Origin of the sequence: Streptomyces sp. NPDC057682, assembly GCF_042799575.1 — a bacterium.
In the GTDB taxonomy this organism is placed as follows: Bacteria; Actinomycetota; Actinomycetes; order Streptomycetales; family Streptomycetaceae; genus Streptomyces.
Window position 1 is genome coordinate 1 of sequence record NZ_JBHVIN010000017.1, and the last position, 21,648, is coordinate 21,648.

At 72.4% G+C, this 21,648-nt stretch carries 16 protein-coding genes and 1 pseudogene; 9 read left to right on the forward strand and 8 right to left on the reverse strand.

The window, feature by feature from the left end; genetic code table 11:
- A pseudogene (locus tag ACFVDM_RS28210) lies at window positions 1–159 on the forward strand (electron transfer flavoprotein subunit alpha/FixB family protein); the annotation flags it as partial.
- Between the two features lie 64 nt (window positions 160–223).
- On the opposite strand, the gene ACFVDM_RS28215 reads toward ACFVDM_RS28210, so the two are convergent.
- Together ACFVDM_RS28215 and ACFVDM_RS28220 are read right to left on the reverse strand one after the other, a co-directional pair.
- Window positions 224–1,417, reverse strand: coding sequence for a macrolide family glycosyltransferase (locus ACFVDM_RS28215; protein ID WP_383646169.1), 1,194 nt, complete (start codon window positions 1,415–1,417; stop codon window positions 224–226).
- A gap of 262 nt (window positions 1,418–1,679) precedes the next feature.
- Window positions 1,680–3,086 (reverse strand): lipase family protein, encoded by a 1,407-nt coding sequence (locus ACFVDM_RS28220; protein WP_383646173.1) that lies wholly within the window; start codon window positions 3,084–3,086, stop codon window positions 1,680–1,682.
- A gap of 251 nt (window positions 3,087–3,337) precedes the next feature.
- Here ACFVDM_RS28220 and ACFVDM_RS28225 point away from each other — a divergent pair, with 251 nt between their 5' ends.
- The gene (locus tag ACFVDM_RS28225) at window positions 3,338–4,867 is read left to right on the forward strand and encodes a glycoside hydrolase family 43 protein (protein ID WP_383646175.1); all 1,530 of its coding nucleotides are present in this window, start codon (window positions 3,338–3,340) and stop codon (window positions 4,865–4,867) included.
- Window positions 4,868–4,874: 7 nt separating this feature from the next.
- Here ACFVDM_RS28225 and ACFVDM_RS28230 read toward each other — a convergent pair whose 3' ends face one another.
- Entirely contained in the window at window positions 4,875–8,888 is a 4,014-nt protein-coding gene (locus tag ACFVDM_RS28230; protein WP_383646656.1) for a molybdopterin-dependent oxidoreductase, read from the reverse strand.
- Window positions 8,889–9,267: 379 nt separating this feature from the next.
- On the opposite strand from ACFVDM_RS28230, the gene ACFVDM_RS28235 reads away from it, so the two are divergent.
- The gene (locus tag ACFVDM_RS28235) at window positions 9,268–10,050 is read left to right on the forward strand and encodes an IclR family transcriptional regulator (protein WP_383646178.1); all 783 of its coding nucleotides are present in this window, start codon (window positions 9,268–9,270) and stop codon (window positions 10,048–10,050) included.
- Window positions 10,051–10,157: 107 nt separating this feature from the next.
- Here ACFVDM_RS28235 and ACFVDM_RS28240 read toward each other — a convergent pair whose 3' ends face one another.
- A complete protein-coding gene (locus ACFVDM_RS28240) occupies window positions 10,158–12,452 on the reverse strand; it encodes an FAD-dependent oxidoreductase (protein ID WP_383646180.1) in 2,295 nt (764 codons plus the stop codon).
- A gap of 375 nt (window positions 12,453–12,827) precedes the next feature.
- On the opposite strand from ACFVDM_RS28240, the gene ACFVDM_RS28245 reads away from it, so the two are divergent.
- From ACFVDM_RS28245 to ACFVDM_RS28260, 4 genes are all read left to right on the forward strand, one after another.
- A complete protein-coding gene (locus ACFVDM_RS28245; protein WP_383646182.1) occupies window positions 12,828–13,754 on the forward strand; it encodes a carbohydrate ABC transporter permease in 927 nt (308 codons plus the stop codon).
- Window positions 13,754–14,671, forward strand: coding sequence for a carbohydrate ABC transporter permease (locus ACFVDM_RS28250; protein ID WP_383646185.1), 918 nt, complete (start codon window positions 13,754–13,756; stop codon window positions 14,669–14,671). Before ACFVDM_RS28245 ends, ACFVDM_RS28250 begins: the two co-directional genes overlap by 1 nt.
- 107 nt (window positions 14,672–14,778) lie before the next feature.
- Entirely contained in the window at window positions 14,779–16,086 is a 1,308-nt protein-coding gene (locus tag ACFVDM_RS28255; RefSeq protein WP_383646188.1) for an extracellular solute-binding protein, read from the forward strand.
- A gap of 245 nt (window positions 16,087–16,331) precedes the next feature.
- A complete protein-coding gene (locus ACFVDM_RS28260) occupies window positions 16,332–17,630 on the forward strand; it encodes a BNR-4 repeat-containing protein (protein ID WP_383646191.1) in 1,299 nt (432 codons plus the stop codon).
- A gap of 34 nt (window positions 17,631–17,664) precedes the next feature.
- Here the strand turns inward: ACFVDM_RS28260 and sigJ are convergent, their stop codons facing one another.
- Complete coding sequence (sigJ, locus tag ACFVDM_RS28265) at window positions 17,665–18,657, reverse strand: RNA polymerase sigma factor SigJ (protein ID WP_383646194.1); 993 nt, start codon at window positions 18,655–18,657, stop codon at window positions 17,665–17,667.
- A 261-nt stretch (window positions 18,658–18,918) separates the two neighbouring features.
- On the opposite strand from sigJ, the gene ACFVDM_RS28270 reads away from it, so the two are divergent.
- Complete coding sequence (locus tag ACFVDM_RS28270) at window positions 18,919–19,449, forward strand: carboxymuconolactone decarboxylase family protein (protein WP_383646196.1); 531 nt, start codon at window positions 18,919–18,921, stop codon at window positions 19,447–19,449.
- A gap of 64 nt (window positions 19,450–19,513) precedes the next feature.
- Here the strand turns inward: ACFVDM_RS28270 and ACFVDM_RS28275 are convergent, their stop codons facing one another.
- On the reverse strand, window positions 19,514–20,089 hold the full coding sequence (locus ACFVDM_RS28275) for a rhodanese-like domain-containing protein (RefSeq protein WP_383646199.1): 576 nt from the start codon (window positions 20,087–20,089) through the stop codon (window positions 19,514–19,516).
- 112 nt (window positions 20,090–20,201) lie between these two features.
- Between ACFVDM_RS28275 and ACFVDM_RS28280 the strand changes: the two genes are divergently transcribed.
- The gene (locus ACFVDM_RS28280; protein ID WP_383646202.1) at window positions 20,202–20,489 is read left to right on the forward strand and encodes a metal-sensitive transcriptional regulator; all 288 of its coding nucleotides are present in this window, start codon (window positions 20,202–20,204) and stop codon (window positions 20,487–20,489) included.
- Window positions 20,490–20,499: 10 nt separating this feature from the next.
- Here the strand turns inward: ACFVDM_RS28280 and ACFVDM_RS28285 are convergent, their stop codons facing one another.
- Both ACFVDM_RS28285 and ACFVDM_RS28290 read right to left on the reverse strand, forming a co-directional pair.
- The gene (locus tag ACFVDM_RS28285) at window positions 20,500–21,240 is read right to left on the reverse strand and encodes a sulfite exporter TauE/SafE family protein (protein WP_383646205.1); all 741 of its coding nucleotides are present in this window, start codon (window positions 21,238–21,240) and stop codon (window positions 20,500–20,502) included.
- Entirely contained in the window at window positions 21,237–21,602 is a 366-nt protein-coding gene (locus ACFVDM_RS28290) for a rhodanese-like domain-containing protein (protein ID WP_383646208.1), read from the reverse strand. Before ACFVDM_RS28290 ends, ACFVDM_RS28285 begins: the two co-directional genes overlap by 4 nt.
- Between the last annotated feature and the right edge of the window lie 46 nt (window positions 21,603–21,648).

Consider the following 21,648-nt stretch of genomic DNA (forward strand, 5'->3'; position numbering starts at 1 on the left):
ATCCAGCACCGGGCCGGGATGCAGACCTCGAAGACGATCGTCGCGATCAACAAGGACGCCGAGGCGCCGATCTTCGAGCTCGTCGACTACGGCGTGGTGGGCGACCTCTTCGACGTCGTGCCCCAGCTCACCGAAGAGATCAACAGCCGCAAGGGCTGACACCCCACCCGGCAGACAGTGCGGGGCCGCACGGTGACACCCACCGCGCGGCCCCGCACGCGTGTCACCCCGCGTCGGTCCCCCGGCCGAGCATGCGCTCGATCAGGTCGGCGGCGCGGTGCGTTCCGCCTTCGGACCGGACCTCGGCGCGCAGGCGCCGCGATCGCGCGGCGACCTCCGGGTCGTCCACGAGCGCGGTCAGGGCCGTCCGCAGCGCGTCGGCGGTGGCGTCCTCGGTGTCGATGCGGCGGGCCACGCCCAGCTCCACCAGCCGGTCGGCGTTCATGAACTGGTCGGTGGCCTGCGGGACGGCGATCATCGGCGTGCCGGTGGAGAGCCCCTCGGAGCTGCCGCCCATGCCCGCGTGCGTGACGAAGGCGTCGGCCTGTTCCAGGATCGCCAACTGCGGGACCCAGGAGTGGACTTCTACGTTGTCCGGGATCGTGCCCAGCGACGCGCGGTCGGTGTGGCGGCCCACCTGGAGGACCACGTGCCAGCCCGGCAGCCCGCCGAACGCTGCCAGGCACCGGCGGTAGAACTTCGGACGGTCGGTGTACGCCGAGCCCAGCGAGACGAGCAGGACCCGCTCGGCGCCGGCCGGACGGGTCCAGTCCTGTCCTTCGGTACGCCCGCCGAAGCAGGGTCCGACGAACGTCACCGTGTCCGTGTCGACGTCGTCCCCGTGCGGCTGCATCGCGCGCGGGATCAGCGCCAGGGTGTCCGCGGGCCGGCCGCAGAACGCGTCCATGGCGGTGGTCGTCGCACCGCACCGGGCCAGCCAGCCGGTGAACCGCTCCCGGTAGGCGTCGGCGCCCGGCAGCGCCCACAGATGTGCGGCGACCTGTTCCTCGTACCCCTCCCAGCCGACGAAGGTCGGGGACAGCTGCATCAGGGGGCGCTTCTGCGATTCGGCCAGGACGCGCCCGGCGTACGCCCCGATGTCGTAGAGATAGAGGTCGGCCGGGTCCTCGTCGTAGAAGGCGCGCAGTTGGGGCAGCGCCTGGACGGCGTCGTCGAGGAAGAGGCCCATGGCGGCGATCGGGTCGTCGGGCCAGTTGTTGTCGGCGACCGGCAGGACCGAGCGGTACGGGACGAGCGTGGCGCCGGTGGTTTCGATGCGGTCGGCCACCTGGGGGCCGTTGGCACAGGTCACGCGGTGGCCCCGGGCCACCAGTTCGCGGACGACTTCGAGGCTGGGCAGGACGTGGCTGACGGCCGGGATGCCGATCACGGCGATATGGGCACGGCGTCGTGACATGGAGGATCACTCGATTCAGGTCTACGGCGGGAGGGAAGGGCGGAGCGGCGCGTCGCCACCCGTGGGATGCGGGTCAGGGGCGCGCGCGGTTCCGCCGGACGGGGTCGGGGCGTTGCCCCTGCCGCGTCAGCCGTAGAGCTGAAAGAGGTTCATGGCGGGCACCCTAACGGGTGCCCGGTTCCGCCGCACGGGGATTTCGGCGGAACGCGCACCGCCGGGCGGCCCCCGAGGGGTCCGCCCGGCGGTGCGGGAAGGGTGCCGGTCAGGGCTGGATCGGCATCGTCCAGCAGTTGGACGAGGCGCCGCGGCCGGACAGCCGGTCGGTCAGCCAGGAGATGGCGTCGCCCTGGTCGGTGATCAGCGGGACCATGTGGTTGGTCAGCAGCTTGTCGCCGAGGTTGGGCAGGATGATCGCGTCGTAGGTGACGTTCGCGCCCTTGCGGCACCAGTCGACGGCCAGTTGGCGCGCCTGGGCGTGGGGCACGATGTCGTCCTGCACCCCGGTGGCCAGGCGCACCGGGCCGGAGGGCTTCAGGTTGCCGATGCGCTGGCGGTCGAGGGCGGCCTTGGCGCGGGGTTCGGCGGCTATGACGTCACCGAGGGAGGCACCGCTGTTGGTCCACTTGGTGCTCTTGGTGAAGCCGTAACCGAGGATCGCGTCGCCGACGCACATGGTGGAGGCGTCGTTCAGCGCGGCCCGGCCGGCCGCGTTGACGTTGGCCTCGACGACGGCCCGCAGATCGGGGTCGGACTGGGCGAATCCGTTGATCGCCCAGGCCAGGGCCCCGGCGAGGGCGCTTCCGTCGATGCCCTTCATGACGGCGGTCAGATCGGCGGGCGGGGCGCCGACGTAGGTGCCGGAGAGCGTGACCTCGGGTGCGTAGGACGGCTGGAGTTCGGCCGCGGAGGCGCTGGCGCCGCCGCCCTGGCTGTAGCCGTACAGGCCGGTGCGCGAGTCGGCGGTGACGGACGCGCCGGGCACCTGGCGGGCGGCTCGGACGGCGTCCAGCAGCGCGTGCCCCTGGTCGACGCGGTTGACGTAGGTGTGCAGCCGGTCCGTCGTGCCCAGGCCGACGTAGTCGGTGACCACGACGGCGACACCGGCGGACAGCAGCCGGTAGATCGACAGGGTCTCGTAGCCGATCGAGACGGTCTCCGGGGTCACGGCCAGCGGGTGCTGGAGGCTCAGGGAGGGGGCGCACTGGTCGCCCTGGCCCACCGTTCCGGAGGCGAGCGCCACGAGCGGGCGTGCGCCGGAGCCCTTCCACGCGGCGGAGGGTTCGATGTAGGCGCCGGTGACCGCGACGGGCTGCCCCGCCGCGTCGGTGGAGCGGTACATCAGCCGGGTCGCGGTGCCCGGCATCGGGCGGCCGTCCAGTCCGGGCAGGCTCAGCCCGAGGGGCAGCGGTTCGTGCCGGATGACCTGGCCGTTGACGGCGGGCAGATCGGCGGGCGGGTTGTAGAAGTCCGGGACGGTGACCCCCCTGGACACCACGGGCTCCGTTCCGCCGGCCGCGTTCGCCGGTACGGCGTACGCCGTCAGACAGGCCGCCGCGGTGACGGCGACGGCCACCGCGCGCACACCGCCGGACCGGGTCCGGCGGGTGGGGGGCTCCTGGGGGGACCTCGTGGGGAAGGGGATCGGCGAACGGGTGCTCGTGCGGCTCACAGCTCACTCCTCGCTCTGCTCCGAATAGCGGGTGAGCGCAAGCTAGCAGCGCGACTTACCGAAGGTAACCCATGAGTAAGTTACGCTCTGGTAACTCCCTTGCGCGGCATCCCTGCCCCCGAACGCCCCGGCACGGAAACCCTCTTCGACCGTTGACAGCGGGGTTCCGCCATGCGAGCGTCGAAGCGCTTCGACGATTGTGGTGGCGCGCCCTTCCCTCCGCACCGCCACCCGCACCACCTGGGACGGACATGGCGCTCTTCGACAACCCCGTGATACCCGGCTTCAGTCCGGACCCGAGCATCTGCCGGGCGGGCGACGACTACTACGTGGCGACGTCCAGCTTCGAGTACGTGCCCGGGGTGCCGATCCGGCACAGCCGCGACCTGGTGCACTGGCGGCTGATCGGGCACGCGCTGGACCGCCCGGGGCAGTTGGAGCTCGCGGACACCGTGCCGGCCTCCTGCGGGGTGTACGCGCCGACGCTGCGGTACCACGACGGCCGGTTCTGGATGATCACCACCGTGGTGGACGGCATCGGCAGTCTGCTGGTGACCGCGAAGGACCCCGCCGGACCGTGGTCCGACCCGGTCCCCGTCGGCATCCCCGGCATCGATCCCGATCTGGCCTGGGACGAGGACGGCACCTGCTGGTGCGTGTTCTCCGACGACGGGATCCGGGGGGTGCGGCTGAACCCCGAAACCGGCGAACTGCTGGGCGAACCGGTGTCCTTGTGGTCGGGCAGCGGGCTCCAGTACCCCGAGGGGCCACATCTGTACCGGATCGGTGAATGGTGGTACCTGCTGCTCTCGGAGGGCGGCACCGAACGCGGCCACGCGATGTCCGTGGCCCGCGCCCGCACCCTGCCCGGACCCTTCGAACCGCACCCCGACAACCCCGTGCTCTCCCACCGCAGCACCGGCCACCCCGTGCAGAACATCGGCCACGGCGACCTGGTCCGGGCGCACGACGACAGCTGGTGGATGGTGCTGCTGGGCACCCGGCCCCGGGGCGACACGCCCAAGTTCCACGGCCTCGGCCGGGAGACCTTCCTCGCGCCGGTGCGCTGGGAGGACGGCTGGCCGCTGCCCGGGCCGGTCGAACTGCGCGCCGAGGCACCGGCGCTGGAGCCGCACCCCTGGCCCGGCGAACCGGAACGCGACGACTTCGACGCCGAGGCGCTCGCCCCGTTCTGGGTGGCCGTCCGGCGGTGGCAGCCGGAGACCGTCCGGCTGGACGAGCGGCCGGGGCACCTGGTGCTGCACGCCCGCGCGGACTCCCTCGACGCCACCGGCGCGGTCTTCGTGGGACGCCGGCAGCGCGACCCGGACTGCTCCGCCCGCACCCGGGTCGAGGTCGCCCCGGGAGGTCTGGGCGGACTCGCCGTACGGATCGACGAGGCACACCACTACCGGGTGGAGACGGACGGCGCCGGTACCGTCCGGATCGCCGCCCGGATCGGCCCGCTGGGCCACACCGTGGCCGAACGCGCCGTGCCGCCCGGTCCGTTGACGCTGCGGATCGACGTCACCTCGTCCGTCGTCCTGCCGCCCTCCGTCACCGCGCCCGACGCGGCCGTCCCGCCGGGACTGCGCGTCGGCGCCCCCGACACCCTGCACCTGGGGTACGAGACGGAGGACGGCGCCTTCGAGGTCCTGGCCGCGCTCGACGGCCGCTACCTCACCACCGAGGTCACCGGAGGCTTCACCGGCCGGGTCCTCGGCATGTACGCCACCCGGGGCAGTGCCGCGTTCGACTGGTTCGGACTGCGGTCCGCCTGACGGCCGGTCAGTAGACGTCCCTGACGTACCGCTTGTCGGCGGCGAGCTGTTTCACGTAGACGGCGGCCGCGTCCTCGTCGAGGCCGCCGTGCGTGACCGCGATGTCGCGCAGCGCCCGGTCGACGTCCTTGGCCATCCGGGAGGCGTCTCCGCAGACGTAGAAGTGGGCGCCGTCCCGGAGCCAGGACCAGAGCTGGGGACCGCGCTCGCGCATCCGGTCCTGGACGTAGACCTTGGCGCGCTGGTCGCGGGAGAAGGCGGTGTCGAGACGGGCGAGGCTGCCGTCGTCGAGGGCCCGGTGCAGTTCCCGTTCGTAGTAGAAGTCGCTCGCGCGGTGCTGTTCGCCGAAGAAGAGCCAGTTGGGCGCCCGGTGACCGCGCGCCCGGCGCTCCTCCAGGAAACCGACGAACGGGGCGACCCCGGTGCCCGGCCCGACCATGATCATGGGGGTGTCGGGGTCGGCCGGGGGCCGGAAGTGCGCGGAGCGCTGGACGAAGACCGGCACCGGGGTGTCCTCGGGCGCGTCCGCGAGGAAGGCCGAGCAGACGCCCGTGCGGGGGTGGCCCTTGAGGTTCTCGTAGCGGACGACGGAGACGGTCAGCGCCACCTCGTGGGGGGCGGTGAGCGGGCTCGACGCGATGGAGTACAGACGGGGCTGGAGCTTCTTCAGGACCCCCGCCCACTCCTCGGGGGTGGCCCGTACGGGGTGCTCGGTGAGGACATCCACAGCCTGCCGGCCCCAGGACCAGCGGGCGAGTTCGCCCTTGTTGTCGGGGCGCAGCAGTTTGCGCAGCTCGCGGTCGCCGGTGCGTTCGGCGACGAAGCCGAGCAGGGCCGGGGTGAGCCGGGTGATGTCCAGGTGCCCGCGCAGGGCCTCGGCGAGCGGAAGCGGTCCGCTGCCGGTGACCTCGACCGGGGCGGCGGGGTCGAGCCCGGTGACGGCGAGCCATTCGGTGACGAGTTCCGGGTCGTTGACGGGGTGGATGCCGAGGGCGTCCCCCGCCTCGTAGACGAGCGGAACGGCGCTGTCGCGGGTGTCGAAGGTGAAGCGGCGCACCTCCTTGCCGGAGCCGGGGCGGCTCAGCAGCAGATTGCCGGTGAGCCGGGCGGTGGCGGGGGCCGCCCGGCCGCCGGCGCGCGGGGCCGGCGCGGGGCGCGGGGCGACGACGGGCGCGGACGGCGCGGTGAGGCTGCCGAGGACCAGGTCGAGCCAGGCCTGCGCGGAGGGTTCGTAGTCGGGCTCGCAGTCGGTGCGCGGGGCGAGGCGGACCGCGCCCAGCTCGTCCAGACGCTGGTCGAGCCGGCGGCCGTGGCCGCAGAAGTCGTCGTACGAGGAGTCCCCGAAGGCGAGGACGGCGTACCGGCGGCCGTCCATGCGCGGGGTGTCGGCGGTGGTCAGGGCGGACCAGAAGCCGGCGCCGTTGTCGGGGGCGTCGCCGTCGCCGAAGGTGCTGGTGATCAGCAGCAGATCGGCTCCGGGCGGCAGCGAGCGGAGGTCGGTGTCGTCCATGCCGAGGAGGGCGGCGCGGTGTCCGGTGGCGGTGAGCCGGTCGGCGGCGGCCGCCGCGAACTCCTCGGCGGTGCCCGTCTGCGAGGCCCACAGGACGAGCACGTCGCGGCCGGGGGCGGGGGCATCGGCGGCGGGCGGCGTCTCGGGCCCGTGCGAGGCGCGCGAGTACATCCCGGCGAGCACCCCGTTGACCCAGCGGGCGTGCTCCTCGCTGAACGGGGCGCCGGCGGGCAGGACCGGGACACCGGGGGCGCCGCTCTCCAGTCCGGCCAGGAAGCCGACCAGGTACTGCCGTTCGTGCTCGGCGAGGACCGGGGGCGGGGTGCCGGCCACGCCGAGCGCGGTGGCCGCCGGGGAGGGGACGGCGGGGGCCGGCACGGTCGCGGGGAGGGCGGCCGGGGCGGCGACGGGTCCGGGGGCCGGGGCGAGCGGGGTGGCGGACTTCGCCAGGGTGACCGCGCAGACCTTGAATCCGGGCTGGAAGGAGATCGGGTCGACGGCGTCGTCGGTCACCGCGTTGACGCAGCGGTACTCCCCGAACAGGTCGTTCCAGTGGAACGGGGCGAAACAACAGCCGGGGCGCACCCGGTCGGTCAGCACGGCCGGCAGGACCGCCCGGCCGCGCCGGGAGGCGATCTCGACGGGGTCGCCCTCGGCGATGCCGAGCCGTGCGGCGTCCTCGGGGTGCACCTCGACGAAGGGGGCCGGGGCGAGCCGGTTGAGCTTGGCGACGCGGCCGGTCTTGGTGAGGGTGTGCCACTGGTGCTGGAGGCGCCCGGTGTTGAGGACGAACGGGTAGGCGTCATCGGGCATCTCGGCGGGGTCGATGTGCGGGCGGGCGAAGAAGACGGCCCGGCCGCTCGGCGTCGGGAAGAGCGGGGTGCCGTCGGCGGTCAGATAGCGGATCGGGTTACGGTCCGGTCCGCCGGCGGTGGGCGCGGGCCACTGGACGGGGGTGGCGCGCAGCCGTTCGTAGGTGACCCCGCGCAGGTCGTAGCCGGTCCTCGGGTTGGCGGCGCGCCTGATCTCCTCGAAGACCTCCTCGGCGCTCTCGTACGCGAAGGCGTCCTCGTACCCCATCGCGCGGGCGATCCCCACGATGAGCTGCCAGTCGGGAAGGGCCTGGCCGGGGGGTTCGACCGCCGGGCGGGCGAGGGTGAGGGAGCGTTCGCTGTTGACGAGGACGCCCTCGGTCTCGGTCCACAGGGCGGCGGGGAGCACCACATCGGCGTACGCGTTGGTCTCGGTGTCCGCGAAGACGTCCTGGGTGATGACGAGTTCGGCCCTCTCCAGGGCCTCGATCACGGTGCGGCGGTTGGCGACGGAGGCGACCGGGTTGGTGCAGATGATCCAGCAGGCCTTGATCTCTCCGTCGGCCATGCGGCGGAACAGGTCGACGGTCCCCTGTCCGGAACCGTCCTCGCGCAGGGTGCCGGGGACCAGCCCCCACAGTTCCTCGGTGAAGGCGCGGTCCTCGTCGACGAGGACCGAGCGCTGGCCGGGCAGTCCCGGTCCCATGTATCCCATCTCGCGGCCGCCCATGGCGTTGGGCTGCCCGGTGAGGGAGAACGGGCCGCTGCCGGGGCGGCATATCGCGCCGGTCGCCAGGTGGAGGTTGATCAGGGCGTTGGTGTTCCAGGTGCCGTGCGTGGACTGGTTGAGCCCCATGGTCCAGCAGCTCGTCCACTCCCCTGCCGCGCCGATCCACCCGGCGGCCCGGCGGATGTCCTCCTCGGGCAGCCCGGTGATCCCCGCGACGGTCCCGGGCGGGTAGTCGGCGAGGAACTCCGGCATCGCCTCCCAGCCCTCGGTGTGCCGGGCGATGAAGTCGGGGTCCGTGTGTCCGCCGGCGTGCAGCAGGTGCAGCAGGCCGTTGAGGAGGGCGAGGTCGGTGCCGGGGCGGATCGGGAGGTGGAGGTCCGCCTTCTCCGCGGTGGCGGTCCGGCGGGGGTCGACGACGATCAGTTTCGCCCCGCTCTTGACCCGCTCCATCATGCGCAGGAAGAGGATCGGGTGGCAGTCGGCCATGTTGGAGCCGATGACGAGGAAGACATCGGCCCTGTCGAGGTCGTCGTAGGAGCCGGGCGGCCCGTCGGCGCCGAGCGAGAGCTTGTAGCCGCTGCCCGCGCTGGCCATGCAGAGGCGGGAGTTGGACTCGATCCGGTTGGTGCCGATGAATCCCTTGGTGAGCTTGTTGGCCAGGTACTGCGCCTCCAGGCTCATCTGCCCCGACACATAGAGGGCGACGGCATCGGGCCCGTGCTCGTCGACGATCGCCCGCAGCCGCCGCGCGGTGTCGGTGATCGCCGTGTCCACGTCCACGGGTACCGGTTCCGCGCCGCGTTCGGGGCGGCGGAGCGCGGTGGTCAGTCGGCCGGGGGCGGCGAGGAGGTCGGCGGTGGTCGCGCCCTTGGTGCAGAGCCGGCCGGCGTTGGCGGGGTGCGCCCGGTCCCCGGACGCCTTGAGGACCGTACGACGGCCGTCGGGTCCGGCCCCGAGGTCGAGGACCAGCCCGCACCCCACTCCGCAGTACGAGCAGACGGTCCGCACCTGGGCGCTCGCCGCCCGGGACTCCTGTGTGGACACCGGGTGCCCTCTCTGTGGATCGGATCGTGCCCCCGACCGTACGAATTGCCCGTTACGCCGATGTGCCCCGGCCGATCATGGGCGGTAACGCCCTTCACACACCGGGCGGCTCGGCGCTGTGAGATCGGCCGCCGGGCGGGGGAGGGCGGCGCGAGGTGCCCGTTCGGCGCCAACAAGCCCTGAAGCACCGCGAATGCCCTGTATTTCCGGCGGTGGAAGGCGAAGATTTCCCGGGTCACATCAGGGGTCGGCGCGATATGCTGATGCAGAATGTGCAAGCGATTTGCAAAGAACGAGGAGGGTCATGGTTACTCGGGCGACCGATGCCGGGACGAACCAGAGCGTCGAACGAGCGGTCTCCGTGCTGCGCGCACTGGACTCGGGCCGCGCCGAGCTGCGTGTCTCCGATGTCGCCGAGATCACCGGACTCGGCTCGTCCACCACGTCCCGCCTGCTCTCCACCCTCGAACGGCTCGACATGGTGGAGCGCGACCCGGTCAGCAATCTCTACCGCCTCAGCCTGGGCATCCTGCCCCTCGCGGCCACCGCCACCAACCGCCACCCGGTCCACCGGGCCGCGCGCATGGTCCTCCAGGACCTCGCCACCCGCACCGGCCTCGGGGCCAATGTGGCCGTCCGGCGCGGCGACGAGCTGATGTTCCTGTGCAATTTCGAGGGCACCCGCACCCCGAAGTCGTACACCCAGGCCGGGCACACCGCCCCGCTGCACGCCACGAGCATCGGCAAGTGCCTGCTCGCCGGCCTCACGCCCAAGGAGCGGCGCACCCTGCTCCCGGAGCCGCTGGCGGCGCACACGGACTTCACCACGGTCAGCCACGACCTCCTGGACACGGAGATCGAGACGGTCCGCCGCACCGGCTACGCCGTCGAGGCCGAGGAGCGCGCCCTGGGCCGCGCCTCGCTGGCCGCGCCCGTCCGCGACGCCTCGGGGGACGTGGTGGCCGCGATCTCGCTGTGGGGCCCCACCTCGCTCCTCGGCGGCCACACCGAGAGCCAGCGGCAGGCCCTGACCCGTGACGTCATCGAGGCCGCCGACGCCATCAGCCAGGCGCTCGGGGCCATCTGAACCACCGCTGAAGCACCGCTGAAGGCCCGGTACGGGATCCCTCCCCCGTACCGGGCCTTCAGGCGTGCCCGGCGCCGGTGCCCCTTCGCACCGGCGCCGGAGTCCGGTTACGCCCCGAACGCCTTGAAGGCGCTCACATGGGCGTGCGGTGCGCCGTGGGTGGCCTCCACGACCAGCCGCAGCGCGGTGGTGCGCAGGGGGCCGCCGTCGGGGCCGGCCAGGGCGTGGACGCGGTGGCGGCGGCGGTTGCCGGTCACCGCGTGCAGGGTCCGCCAGGTGCCGTCCGGCTCCGCGGCCTCGATCCGGTAGTCGCGGACCAGCTCCGGCATGATCTCGAACGGGGTGCGGTGGCGGTGCAGGTTGTTGAGGTACTCGTCGACGTCGTCGTCGAAAACCACCCGCGCCTCGCCGAGCTCGCGCTCCTCGTCCCAGTCCAGGCGCAGCCACTCCCCGGCGGCATCCGGGTCCGCGAGCGGGGCGGAGGACCACATCTGCGGGCCCCCGTAGGGCCGCTGGTAGCCGCCCACGGCCCGCTCGGGCAGGAAGGCCGCGGTGTCCGGAGCGGCCCGGAAGGCGAAGGTGCGGCGGCGCAGACCGCGGGCCTGCCACTCCAGGACGAGCTGGCCGTCCTCCTCCGGGATGTCGTGGTCGACGGCCGCGTCGCCCTCGGCGCGGCTGCGCAGCGCGAGGACGCCGTCGGTGCGCTCGGGCACCAGGACCAGGGAGGTGCCGGGGCACGCCCGGACGATCAGGACGGCGTTGCCCGGGGTCTCCGGGCGGTGGCCGAGCGCGGCGGTGACCCAGTGGGGTCCGCCGGCCGGGACGGCGACCGTGGTGGTGAGCAGCCGGTCGGCCGGGACGGCGTTCTCGGGGCGGCCGGTGCCCCACAGCTCGACGGTCAGCTCGGCGGGCTCCTCGCCGCCGTGGACCAGGAGGTCCACGGTGTCGAGCGCCGGGTCGACGGGGAGCAGCAGGCCGAGGTCGCGGGTGAGCGGGTACGGCTCGCCGGGGGCGGCGTCGGAGGGCTCGGCCGCCAGGCGCTCCAGATGGGACGAGGCGGTGACGCGGGCGGCGCGGGCCAGGTTGTCGGGGTCGTCGTCGCTCAGCCCGATGACGGAGGCGTCCTGGCGCAGCAGGGCGCGGCGCACCAGCTCGGGGCGCTTGGCGGCCAGCTCGCGGGGGCGGACGCCCTCGGCGACGCACAGGGCGGCAGCGGTGCCCGCGGCCTCCCCGAGGGTGGCGCAGGTGGCCATGACCCGGGTGGCGCCGAAGGCGATGTGGGTGGCGGAGATGTTGCGCCCGGCGAACAGCAGGTTGGTGACGTTCGCCGAGTACAGGGAGCGCAGCGGGATGTGGAAGATGCCGTCGGCGTAGCGCTGGCGGGCGCCCGGCTCGTCGGCGTACATGCCCTGGACGGGGTGGAGGTCGACGGACCAGCCGCCGAAGGCGATCCGGTCGTCGAAGGGGCGCTGCTCCAGGATGTCCTGCTGGGTGAGGACGTAGTCGCCGAGGAAGCGGCGGTACTCGCGCTTGCCGGGGAGGCTGCCGACCCACTCCATGGTGAGGTTCTCGGCGTCCGGGAACTCGCCGGAGTTCTTGATGTGGTCCCAGATGCCCATGATCACGGCCTGGAGCTCGTCGCGGATGCGCTCGTTGTCGTGGACGGTGTCCAGCTCGCCGCCCCACTCGATCCACCAGTAGTCGCAGCCGTTGTCGCCGGTGCGCAGGACGCGGTTGCGCAGGATGGGCGTGGTGGAGAGGTCCTTGGCGTAGGCGGGCGGGACGAACTTGACGGGGTGGCCGAGGTCCTTGGTGTGGAACAGGATCGTGGAGCCGAGCAGCGCCTCGTCGGCCTCCTCGGGCGCCCAGGGCTCGCCGTACTCGCCGACGGCCTCGCGGCCGATGCGGTACGCGGCGCCCGCGAGGTGGCCGAGGAGGCCGTCGCCGGTGCAGTCCAGGAACTGCTGGGCGCGGAAGGTGATGCGGCGCTCCGAGCCCATCGTCCAGCCCGTGCAGGAGTGCAGCTCGCGGGCGTCCTCGGGGCCGCTCGCCTCGACCTCGCGGACATCGGTGTTCAGGTAGAGGTCGATGTTGGGCTCGGCCCGTACGGCGTCCAGGACGACCTGGTCCCAGTAGTACGGGTTGCCCTCGGGGTTGCGGAACTGGTTCTCGGTGTACAGCTCGCCCATGATGCCGGTCTCGCGGGCCCAGCGGTGCACCCCGTGGGCGGTGGCGCCGCAGACCCAGACGCGGACCTCGCTGCTGGCGTTGCCGCCGAGCACGGGCCGGTTGTTGACCAGGGCGACACGCCGGCCGAGCCGGGCAGCGGCGATGGCCGCGCAGGTCCCCGCCAGGCCCCCGCCGATGACGGCGATGTCGTAATGGACCTCTTCTTCCCGCACGGAGCGGCCTCCTTGGTGTGAAGCACGGATTCTCTCCGCCGAAGCGGAGCGGCCTCGAACGTACATCACATCCATATTGTGCAACCACTGTTCAGCCAGTGGGATCTGTTGTAAGTTTCCGGCGCAGCCGATGACACCGTCGCCGTGGGCCGAGAGCACTGCTCATGACGCATACGCCGACGTCACGGTCCCGCACAGAACCGGTGATTCACCGACCAAAAGGGTTGACGGCTTCGCACGATATGGAGAACGATCCCGCATGCTGCAACCTGCGTTCCATGGAGCATGCATGGCACCTGCCGGCACCCACCGGCACCGGGCTCAGCGCACCAGGCCCTGCATCACCGCTCCCGCACCGTTCGAGAGGACAGATCCATGAGTACGGCCGCACCTCCCCAGAAGGCCGCTCCCCGGCGTGAGCGGAACGGCGGACGGCTCTCGAACGGCGCGTTCGCACTGCTGCTCACCGCACCGGGGCTCGCCCTGTTCGCGACGATCATCATCTATCCGCTGGTGTCGGCCCTGATCACCGGCTTCTTCAAGCAGGACCTGCGGCTTCCGGGCCGGGAGTTCGTCGGGCTGGAGAACTTCACCTACTGGCTCGACGGCGACTTCCTCACGATCTTCAAGCAGACCCTGGTCTTCACCGTCGGTGCCACGGTCGTGCCCTTCGTGATCGGCTTCGCGCTGGCGCTGGCGCTGAACTCGGGGCTCAAGGGCAGCGGCTTCCTGCGCGGGCTCTTCCTGTTCCCGTGGGTGATCCCGGGCGTGGTGGTCTCCTTCCTCTGGATGTGGATCTTCAACGCGAACTACGGCGTGCTCAACGGCATCCTCATGGACCTCGGGATCATCGACGAGTCGGTGTCCTGGCTGGGCCAGCCCGGCACCGCGATGCTCGCCGTCATCATCACCAAGACCTGGGCGAGCTTCCCCTGGATGATGGTGATGCTCCTGGCCGGTCTGCAGACCGTGCCCAGGGAACTGCACGAGGCGGCCTCGATGGACGGGGCCGGCGCGATCCGCCGCTTCTTCGCCGTCACCTGGCCCCAGGTCCGCGGCGTGGCCTCCATCGTGCTGCTGCTGGAGTTCATCTGGAACTTCCAGCACTTCGACACCATCTACGTGCTCACCGGCGGCGGCCCGGCCGGCGCCACCGAGACCTTCGCGACCGCCGTGTACCAGACCGCCTTCAAGGGCTTCGACATCGGCCGGGCGACGGCACTGGGCGGCCTGTGGATGCTGCTCCTGCTCGTCCTGGTCGTCGTTTACCTCAGGATCACCGAGCGGAAGAGCGACGCCTGATGACCACCACGACCTCCACCCCGCTGACCGGCACCGACCGGCACCGCGCACCGGCCCGGCACGCCGGACGCACCACGCGGCGCAGGATCCGCAAGGACCTGCTGCGCTCGCGGATAGCGGCCTGGACCGCCGTCCTGGTCATCGGCGCCTTCGGCATGCTGCCGGTCTACTGGCTGCTGGCCACTGCCCTGAGCAGCCCCGACGCGGCGTTCCAGTTCCCGCCGAAGCTGATCCCCACCGAGATCACCTTCGACAACTTCACCGCGCTCGCCGACAACGACCAGCTGATCACCTACCTGGTGAACAGCCTGATCGTCGCCTCCATCACCGCCGTGCTGAGCGTCGTCGTCGCCACGTACATGGGCTATTCGTTCTCCAAGTTCCGCTACCGCGGCCGGCGCTCGCTGATGCACATGGTCCTGGCCTCGCAGATGTTCCCGCAGGCGCTGCTGCTGGTGACGCTGTACGCCGTGTTCTCCAGCTTCGGCCTGCTGAACACGTACACCGCGCTGGTGCTGTCCTTCACCACGTTCACGATGCCGCTGTGCGTGTGGATGCTGAAGGGCATCTTCGACACCATCCCGGACGCCCTGCTGGAGGCCGCCTCCATCGACGGCGCCTCGCGGTGGCGGACCCTGCACTCGATCGTGGCACCGCTGGCCGCCCCCGGGATGATCGCCGCCGGTCTGTTCGCCTTCGTCCGCGGCTGGAACGACTTCATCTTCGCGGTGACGCTGGCCGACAAGGAGAAGCAGACCCTGCCGCCCGGCCTCGTCTCGACCTACATCGGCGAGTTCCAGGCCGCCTGGCCGGAGCTGATGGCCGCCTCCCTGGTGGTGTCGATCCCGGTCGTCGTCGCCTTCATGTTCCTGCAGCGCTACCTCGTCGGCGGGATGACCGCCGGATCGGTCAAGTAGCCGCACCCGCGGGACGCGCCGGTCCGGGCACCACCGGGCCGGCGGGTCCCGTACGCACCCTCTTCCCCTTCCGTCCCATCCCTCTCCCACCCTCTCTGGAGACATCCATGACCTCCTCCGGCATCAGCCGCCGCGGCGCCCTGCGCATGTTCGGCATCGGCGCCCTCGGTGTGGCCGGCGTCGGCGCCCTCGGCGCCTGCGCCCCGTCGCCCGCCGGTTCCGGCTCCGGCTCGAACGGCGGCGACACCAAGTCGAAGGACTTCGACTTCACCTCCTGGTCGCTGAACGAGGAGGCCGCCAAGCCGTCGATCGAGAAGATCATCGCGGCCTGGGAGAAGGCCGAGGGCTCCAAGATCCGCGCCGTCTCGTACCCGTACAACGAGTACCTGAGCCAGCTCACGCTGAAGCTGGGCGGCGGCGAGACGACCGGCGCGGTGCACCTCGACATCGCGTGGCTGGCCGCGGTGGCGCAGATGGGCAAGCTCGCCGACCTGGGATCCGTGGCCATGAAGGGCGGCTACACGGAGGTCGCGCTGAACAGTGGCGTGTACGACGGCAAGCAGTACGGCCTGCCGTGGAACACCGGCTCCATCGGCGTGATAGCCAACTCCAAGCTCCTGACCAAGGCGGGCATCAAGAAGCACCCGACCACGATCGAGGAGTTCGAGGAGGCGCTGCGGGCGCTCAAGGGGCTCGGCGGCGGTGTGGTGCCCTACGCCGCGGCCACCAAGGTCGCGCAGCTGAAGGACATCTTCCCGTGGATGCAGACCTTCGGCTGCAGCCTCATGGAGGGTGACAAGGTCACCATCGGCGACGACGCCTCCGTCGACGCCGTCACCTGGTACAAGAAGCTGCACGACGAGAAGCTCATCGCCTCGGACGTGGACCGCTTCGACGCCCGCGCCCTCTTCAGCCAGGGCAAGGCGGCCTTCTACGACGACGCCATCATCGGCAAGGGCGTGACCTCCGCCCAGGCCAAGGACAAGACGCTGGCGGACGCCATGCAGCCGATGAAGCGTCCGGTGGTCAAGGCCGGCGACACCCCGCAGGCGCTGCTCTGGGGCGGCGTGATCGCCGTCGTCAAGGGCAAGGGCCAGGACGCGGCCTCGCAGTTCGCGCTGCACACCACCTCGGACGTGGCCACGACCACGGAGTACTTCGCCTCCCGCGCGCTGCCGCCGTCCACCTCGGCCGGTCTGGACGCCCCCGAGGTCGCGAAGGACACGTTCACCGCGGAGTGGACCGACAAGATCACCGCGACGGCGACCGGCAGCCCGTTCTGGCAGTTCGCGCAGAACGCCCAGATCGAGGAGGCCGTGGCCAAGCAGGTCCAGGCCGTCCTGGTCGGCAAGTCCAAGCCGAAGGACGCCATGAAGAAGGCGAACGAGGAGATCACGTCGCTGCTCAAGCGCTGATCACCGGCTGATCCCGCGCAGCGGGGCGCGTTCGGGGCCCATGGCCGGGGCCCGGTGGGAGGTTCACCCCTCACCGGGCCCTTCGCCATGCCCGCACACAGATCCCCTCTTGCGTATGTGGAATCCTCATTGTGCAAACTCTGTTCGCGATATGGGATCTGTTGTAGGTTTCCGGCGCAGTGAAGGCGCTGCCGGGCTCCGGGCCCCGCGGTGCCTCCCCCTCACGCCCTGCGAAGGAGCTCACCTTGCGACGTCCCACAGTCCGCGCCTGCGCCGCCTCGGTCGCGGCCCTGGCCGCTCTGCTCGTGCCCGCACCGGCGGCCCAGGCCGACGGCACGGCCGCCGCGGCGGCGACGGTGATCGAGAAGGTCCCGTACGCGATGGACACGTCGAACCAGGCCGCCTGGTGGTCCCCCGCGGCCACGTACAAGGGCCGGGGCCAGTACACGTACTTCGCGTTCAACGAGCCCGGCGCCACGGCCGCCACGCACCGCCCGGCCATCGCGCGGCGCGACCCGGACGGCGTCTGGAGCCGGCTGCCGCTGCTCGACGCCGACGGGCAGCAGGCCGAGTTCGCGGACGACAACGGCCACAACCAGCCGTCCGTGGCCCGCGACGGCAGCGGCCGACTGCATGTGTTCACCTCCATGCACGCCAACCCCTGGCGCTACTACCGCACCGACGCCCCCGGCGGCGCCGTCACCGACCACGCCGCCGAGATGCCCGACCAGGGCGTCGCCATCACCTATCCGGTCGTCACGACCGCGCCCAACGGCGACCTGTATCTGGCCGCCCGCGTGGGCGCCGGGTCCGACCAGCGCCCCGGGCGGCTGTACCGCTGGGACAACGCGGCCTCGACCTGGAGCACCGTCGCCACCTTCGCCGGGGCGCTGAACCGCTCGGTCTACCCCGACGACCTGGCCGTGGACGCGCAGGGCCGGGTCCATGTGCTGTTCGAGTGGGCGAAGGCCCCGGCGACCGGCTTCCGCCACCAGCTCTCCTACCTCGTGTACGACCCCGCCACCGGTGCCTTCGCGGACAGCTCGGGAGCGGCCGTCACCACGCCGGTCACCCCCGCCACCTCGGACGTGATCCAGGACCTCACCGAGGGCGAGGAGTGGAGCATCGACAACGCGTACACGGGCCCGGCGGTCCAGAGCGCCAAGCTCGCCCTGGACGGCTCCGCCCCGAAGATCGCCTACCGCTACCGCTCGGCGGACAGCAACGGCAACTTCCGCGTGTACTACGCCTACCCGAGCGGCAGCAGCTGGATCCGGCAGAGCGTCTACTCCGGCGTCCAGACCACGGCGGCCATCGGCATCACCTGGGACGCGGCGGCCGGCGGCAGCCGGGTGTACTACGTGACCGCCAGTGGCACCGACCGCGTCTTCGCCGCGACCCGCCCGGCCTCGACCTGGACCCCGGAGTCCGCTGCGCCCGGCATCACGGCGGACCGGCTGGCGGTCCGTCAGGACTCGGACGGCAAGGACGTGCTGTACCTCCCGGACACCGCGCACACCACGCTCTACTACGGACTGCGCTGACGCCCGGGGATCTCCCACGGGCCGCGCCGACGGCTCACACCGGGCGGGGAGGGAGGCTGCGGCCGGGTGCCAGGGCCGCCCTCCACGGCCGCAGCTTCTCGGGGTTGCGCACGGCCCAGAGATGGGTGATGCGCTCCCCCGCGAAGCCGAACGCGTAGACGGTGACGACGGTTCCGTCCTGTTCGGCGACCAGCCCGGGGCGGCCGTTGACGGCCCGTTCCCGCAGCACCAGCCCCGGCTGACGCTCCCTCAGCCACAGGAGTCCGCGCGCGAGGTCCCCGGCGCCCGTCACCGGGTGGGGCAGGGTGGGCGCCAGACCGCCACCGTCGCCGGTCGCCCGGACCTCCGGGTCGAGCAGCCCGACGAGGGCCCCGACGTCCTTGGCCTCCCAGGCGATCCTGAACTCCCGGACGACGGCGGCCTGTCCGGCCTCCGGGCGGCCGCCGGCCACCGGTGAGGCGCGGACCCGGGCGCGGGCCGAGACGGCGAGCTGCCGGCAGGCCGCCGGGGTGCGGCCGACGATCCGGGCGACCTCGGCGAAGGGGTAGCGGAAGACGTCGTGGAGCACGAGGACGACGCGTTCGGCCGGGGTCATCGATTCGAGGACGACGAGGAACGCCATGGTGACGGTCTCGTCGAGCGTGACCCGGTCGGCGGGATCCGCGGCCTCCACGGCCGGACCGCCGGGCCACCGCGCGGGGCCCGGAATCGGCTCGGGCAGCCACGCGCCGACGTAGTTCTCGCGCCGCGCGCGGGCCGAGCCCAGCACGTTGAGGCAGACGCGGCCGACGACCCGGGTCAGCCAGGCGGCGGGACGTTCGATCGCCCGTCGCTGCTGCGGGGTCATGGCGTACCAGCGGGCGTACGTCTCCTGGACGGCGTCCTCGGCCTCGGAGAGGGAACCCAGCAGCCGGTAGGCGATGTTGACGAGCTGCCGCCGTTCGCGCGCGAACGTGCTCGGCACCGGGGGGACGGGAAGCGGACCGGGCCCGGACGGGCGGTCCCTCTGCTCGATCGGGTCGGTCATGGCGGTCTCGGCTCCCTCGGTCGCGGGTCTCCTCACCCCTTTGACCGGACAGCGGTCCCGGATGTGACATCGCCCCGGGCGCGGGGCGGTCGCGGAGGGGGCTTCCTCCGGTCGGAGGCACGTGCGCTCCGGCCCCGGGCGCACGGTGATCGTGGCCCGGCCTCACATTCCGGGGTGCTGCGCGGTCGTAGGGACACGAACGTCCCGCAGCCGCCCGGCACGTCCCGGACCCCGGGCGGCCCGACCCGAGGGGAACACCCCATGACCCCGTCCACGCACACGACCACGGCCACGCACACCACCGCCTCCGACGACGGAGTGCGCTCGCGGCTGCCCGATCCCCGTGATCTCGTCCCCGACCTGGCGAAGCTCTCGGGTGCGCTGCGCGGCGCCCTGCGCGACGGCCCCGTACCGGAGACCACCCTGACGCTGATGCAGCTGCGCGCGGCGCAGATCGTCGGCAGCACCTATCACGCGCTGCCGCTGACGGAGGCCCTGCGCAGGTCCGGTGAGAGCGAACTGCGCATCACGGCCGTCGCGACCTGGCAGGACGCGCCCTGCTTCAGCGAGGGCGAACGGCTCGCCCTGGAACTGGTGGAGGCGGTCCTCACCCCGAACCCGGCCGGGGAGCGGGTGACCGACGCCCTCTTCGCGCGGGTGTCCGCGCTCTACGGCGACGAGGAGATCTGGACGCTCACCCTGGCGATCGGGCACTTCTGCCTGTTCGTGCCGGTCGCCCTGATCGGCAAGCCCATTCCGGGCCGGCCGCTCGGGAAGAACTACAGCAGGTAGCACCGGCACGGAGGTGCGAGGGAGGGGCCCGGCGGCCGGGCCCCTCCCGTTCCGTCCGCCCGGATCAGCGGCTGCGCAGCTCCGCGAGCGTCCGGTCGAGATCGGCCGCGCGGGGCCGGTTGTGCGGGAGCTTGGACAGTATCGCGGCCATGCCGCAGGTGTTGGTGAGGGCCGAGAAGACCAGTCCGGCCGCGATGCCCGCCGAGAGGATCTGGAAGGCGGGGTGCACGACCAGTCCGAGCAGGAGGCCGAGGAGCACGACGGTTCCGGCCGTGAGCCGGACCTGCCGCTCCATGCCCCAGACGGCGCGGGGCGCGCCCTGGGGGCGGTCCAGCGCGTGGCCGTCGGCGGCCCAGGCCCCGGTGCCGCCGGTGAGCGTGATGGTCTCTATGCCGTTCTCGGCCAGGATCCGGCAGGCGTTCTCCGAGCGGGCGCCGGAGGCGCAGACCACCAGGACGTCGCCGCGGCCCGCCGCGTGACGGATGTCGGGCAGCGCCCGCCGGACCTGGTCGAGCGGGATGTTGAGCGCGCCGGGAAGGTGCCCGCCCGCGTACTCACCGGGCGTACGGACGTCGATGACGGTCAACTCGTGCAGCCGGGAGCGGGCTTCGCCGGTGCCGAGGGCGGTGGGGGTGGTCATGGTGTGGATGCCATCCTTTTCTTTCGAGGGGTTCCGAGGGGGAGAGTAGATTACCCCTGGGGGTATCCCATCGGGTGTGGGACGTGAAACTGAAGGGGCGAGGGGCGACGTGATGGATCTCGAACTGGCGGGGGCGGAACTGAAGGCGGTCCTGAACCGGCTGCGCCGGGCCCAGGGGCAGATATCCGGGGTGATCCGGATGATCGAGGAGGGACGGGACTGCGAGGAGGTCGTCACCCAGCTGGCGGCCGCGTCCCGCGCGCTGGACCGGGCCGGTTTCGCGATCATCGCCACCGGTCTGCAGCACTGCCTGACCGGTACGCAGGACGGGCCCCGCACCCCGGAGGAGCGGGACGAGATGCGCGCGAGGCTGGAGAAGCTGTTCCTCTCCCTGGCCTGAACGGTCTCCGTCAGACGATCACGTCGACGAGCATGAATCCCGCCACGCCCAGCAGGACGAAGGCGAAGATCCGCTGCAGGGTGCCGCCCGCGAGCTTCGCGGCGAGCCGCTTCCCGTCCCAGGCGCCGAGGATCGCGGCGCCGGTGAACGGGGCGATCACCTCCCAGCGCAGATCCCCGCCGCCCGTCCGCGCGGTGAGCGCGGCCAGCGAGTTGACGGTGATGACCAGCAGGCTGGTGCCGACGGCCTGCCGCATCCGCAGTCCGAGGACGCTCACCAGGGCCGGCACCGCGAGGAAACCTCCGCCGACCCCGAGGAAGCCGGTCACCGCGCCGAGTCCCGCCCCGACGCCCGCCGCCTTTCCCGGACGGACCCGTTCCGGCGGCGCGGAGCGCGCGGGGCGCAGCATCCGCAGGGCGGCCAGCGCCGCGATGACCGAGAAGGCGGCGGTGAGCACCGCTGCGGGAATCCGCCCGGCGGCGGCCCCGGCGAGGTACGCGGGGACGATCCCCGCGGCGGCGAACAGCGCCCCGGTCCGCCAGGCGACGTTGCCGTCGCGGGCGTGGGCGTAGAGGGCGGTGGCCGAGGTCGCGGTGACGATGATCAGGCTGGCGGTGGTCGCCGAGGCCGGGGAGAACCCCAGCAGGTAGATCAGCGCGGGGACCGCGAGGACGCTGCCTCCGCCGCCGAGCGCGCCGAGGGCCAGTCCGATGACGGTGCCGGCGACCAGGGCGAGGATCAGGACGCTCACGCTATCGAGCCGGGGTTTCCGCGTCCGTCGACGACCGGGTGTCCGGCGGCGGCCCACGCGTTCATGCCGCCCTTGACGTCCACCGCGTCCGCGCCCCGTCCGAGGAGCAGCGCCGCGGCCCGCTGCGAGCGGTGGCCGCTGCGACAGATCACGACGAGGGGGCGGCCCTGGGCGGCGGCGGGCAGCGCGGCGCCCGCAGCCAGTCCGCTCAGCGGGGCGAGCACGGCGCCGGGGGCGTGCCCCGCGGTCCACTCCGGCTTCTCCCGCACATCCAGCAGAACGGCCTCGGGCCGCTCCCCCTCGGTGCGGGTACGTGCCTGGTCCACCCGCAGACGCGGTGCGGCCTTACGGAAGAGGGACATGGCTGACGGGACCTTTCGTTGTGCGTGTTCACTGGTCGCTCCGGGG

Bases quoted from the DNA above. Each gene is read 5' to 3' on its own strand.
- ACFVDM_RS28215 (WP_383646169.1), bottom strand. From the start codon at position 1,417: ATGTCACGACGCCGTGCCCATATCGCCGTGATCGGCATCCCGGCCGTC.
- ACFVDM_RS28225 (WP_383646175.1), top strand. From the start codon at position 3,338: ATGGCGCTCTTCGACAACCCCGTGATACCCGGCTTCAGTCCGGACCCG.
- ACFVDM_RS28235 (WP_383646178.1), top strand. From the start codon at position 9,268: ATGGTTACTCGGGCGACCGATGCCGGGACGAACCAGAGCGTCGAACGA.
- ACFVDM_RS28245 (WP_383646182.1), top strand. From the start codon at position 12,828: ATGAGTACGGCCGCACCTCCCCAGAAGGCCGCTCCCCGGCGTGAGCGG.
- ACFVDM_RS28250 (WP_383646185.1), top strand. From the start codon at position 13,754: ATGACCACCACGACCTCCACCCCGCTGACCGGCACCGACCGGCACCGC.
- ACFVDM_RS28255 (WP_383646188.1), top strand. From the start codon at position 14,779: ATGACCTCCTCCGGCATCAGCCGCCGCGGCGCCCTGCGCATGTTCGGC.
- sigJ (WP_383646194.1), bottom strand. From the start codon at position 18,657: ATGACCGACCCGATCGAGCAGAGGGACCGCCCGTCCGGGCCCGGTCCG.
- ACFVDM_RS28270 (WP_383646196.1), top strand. From the start codon at position 18,919: ATGACCCCGTCCACGCACACGACCACGGCCACGCACACCACCGCCTCC.
- ACFVDM_RS28275 (WP_383646199.1), bottom strand. From the start codon at position 20,089: ATGACCACCCCCACCGCCCTCGGCACCGGCGAAGCCCGCTCCCGGCTG.
- ACFVDM_RS28280 (WP_383646202.1), top strand. From the start codon at position 20,202: ATGGATCTCGAACTGGCGGGGGCGGAACTGAAGGCGGTCCTGAACCGG.
- ACFVDM_RS28290 (WP_383646208.1), bottom strand. From the start codon at position 21,602: ATGTCCCTCTTCCGTAAGGCCGCACCGCGTCTGCGGGTGGACCAGGCA.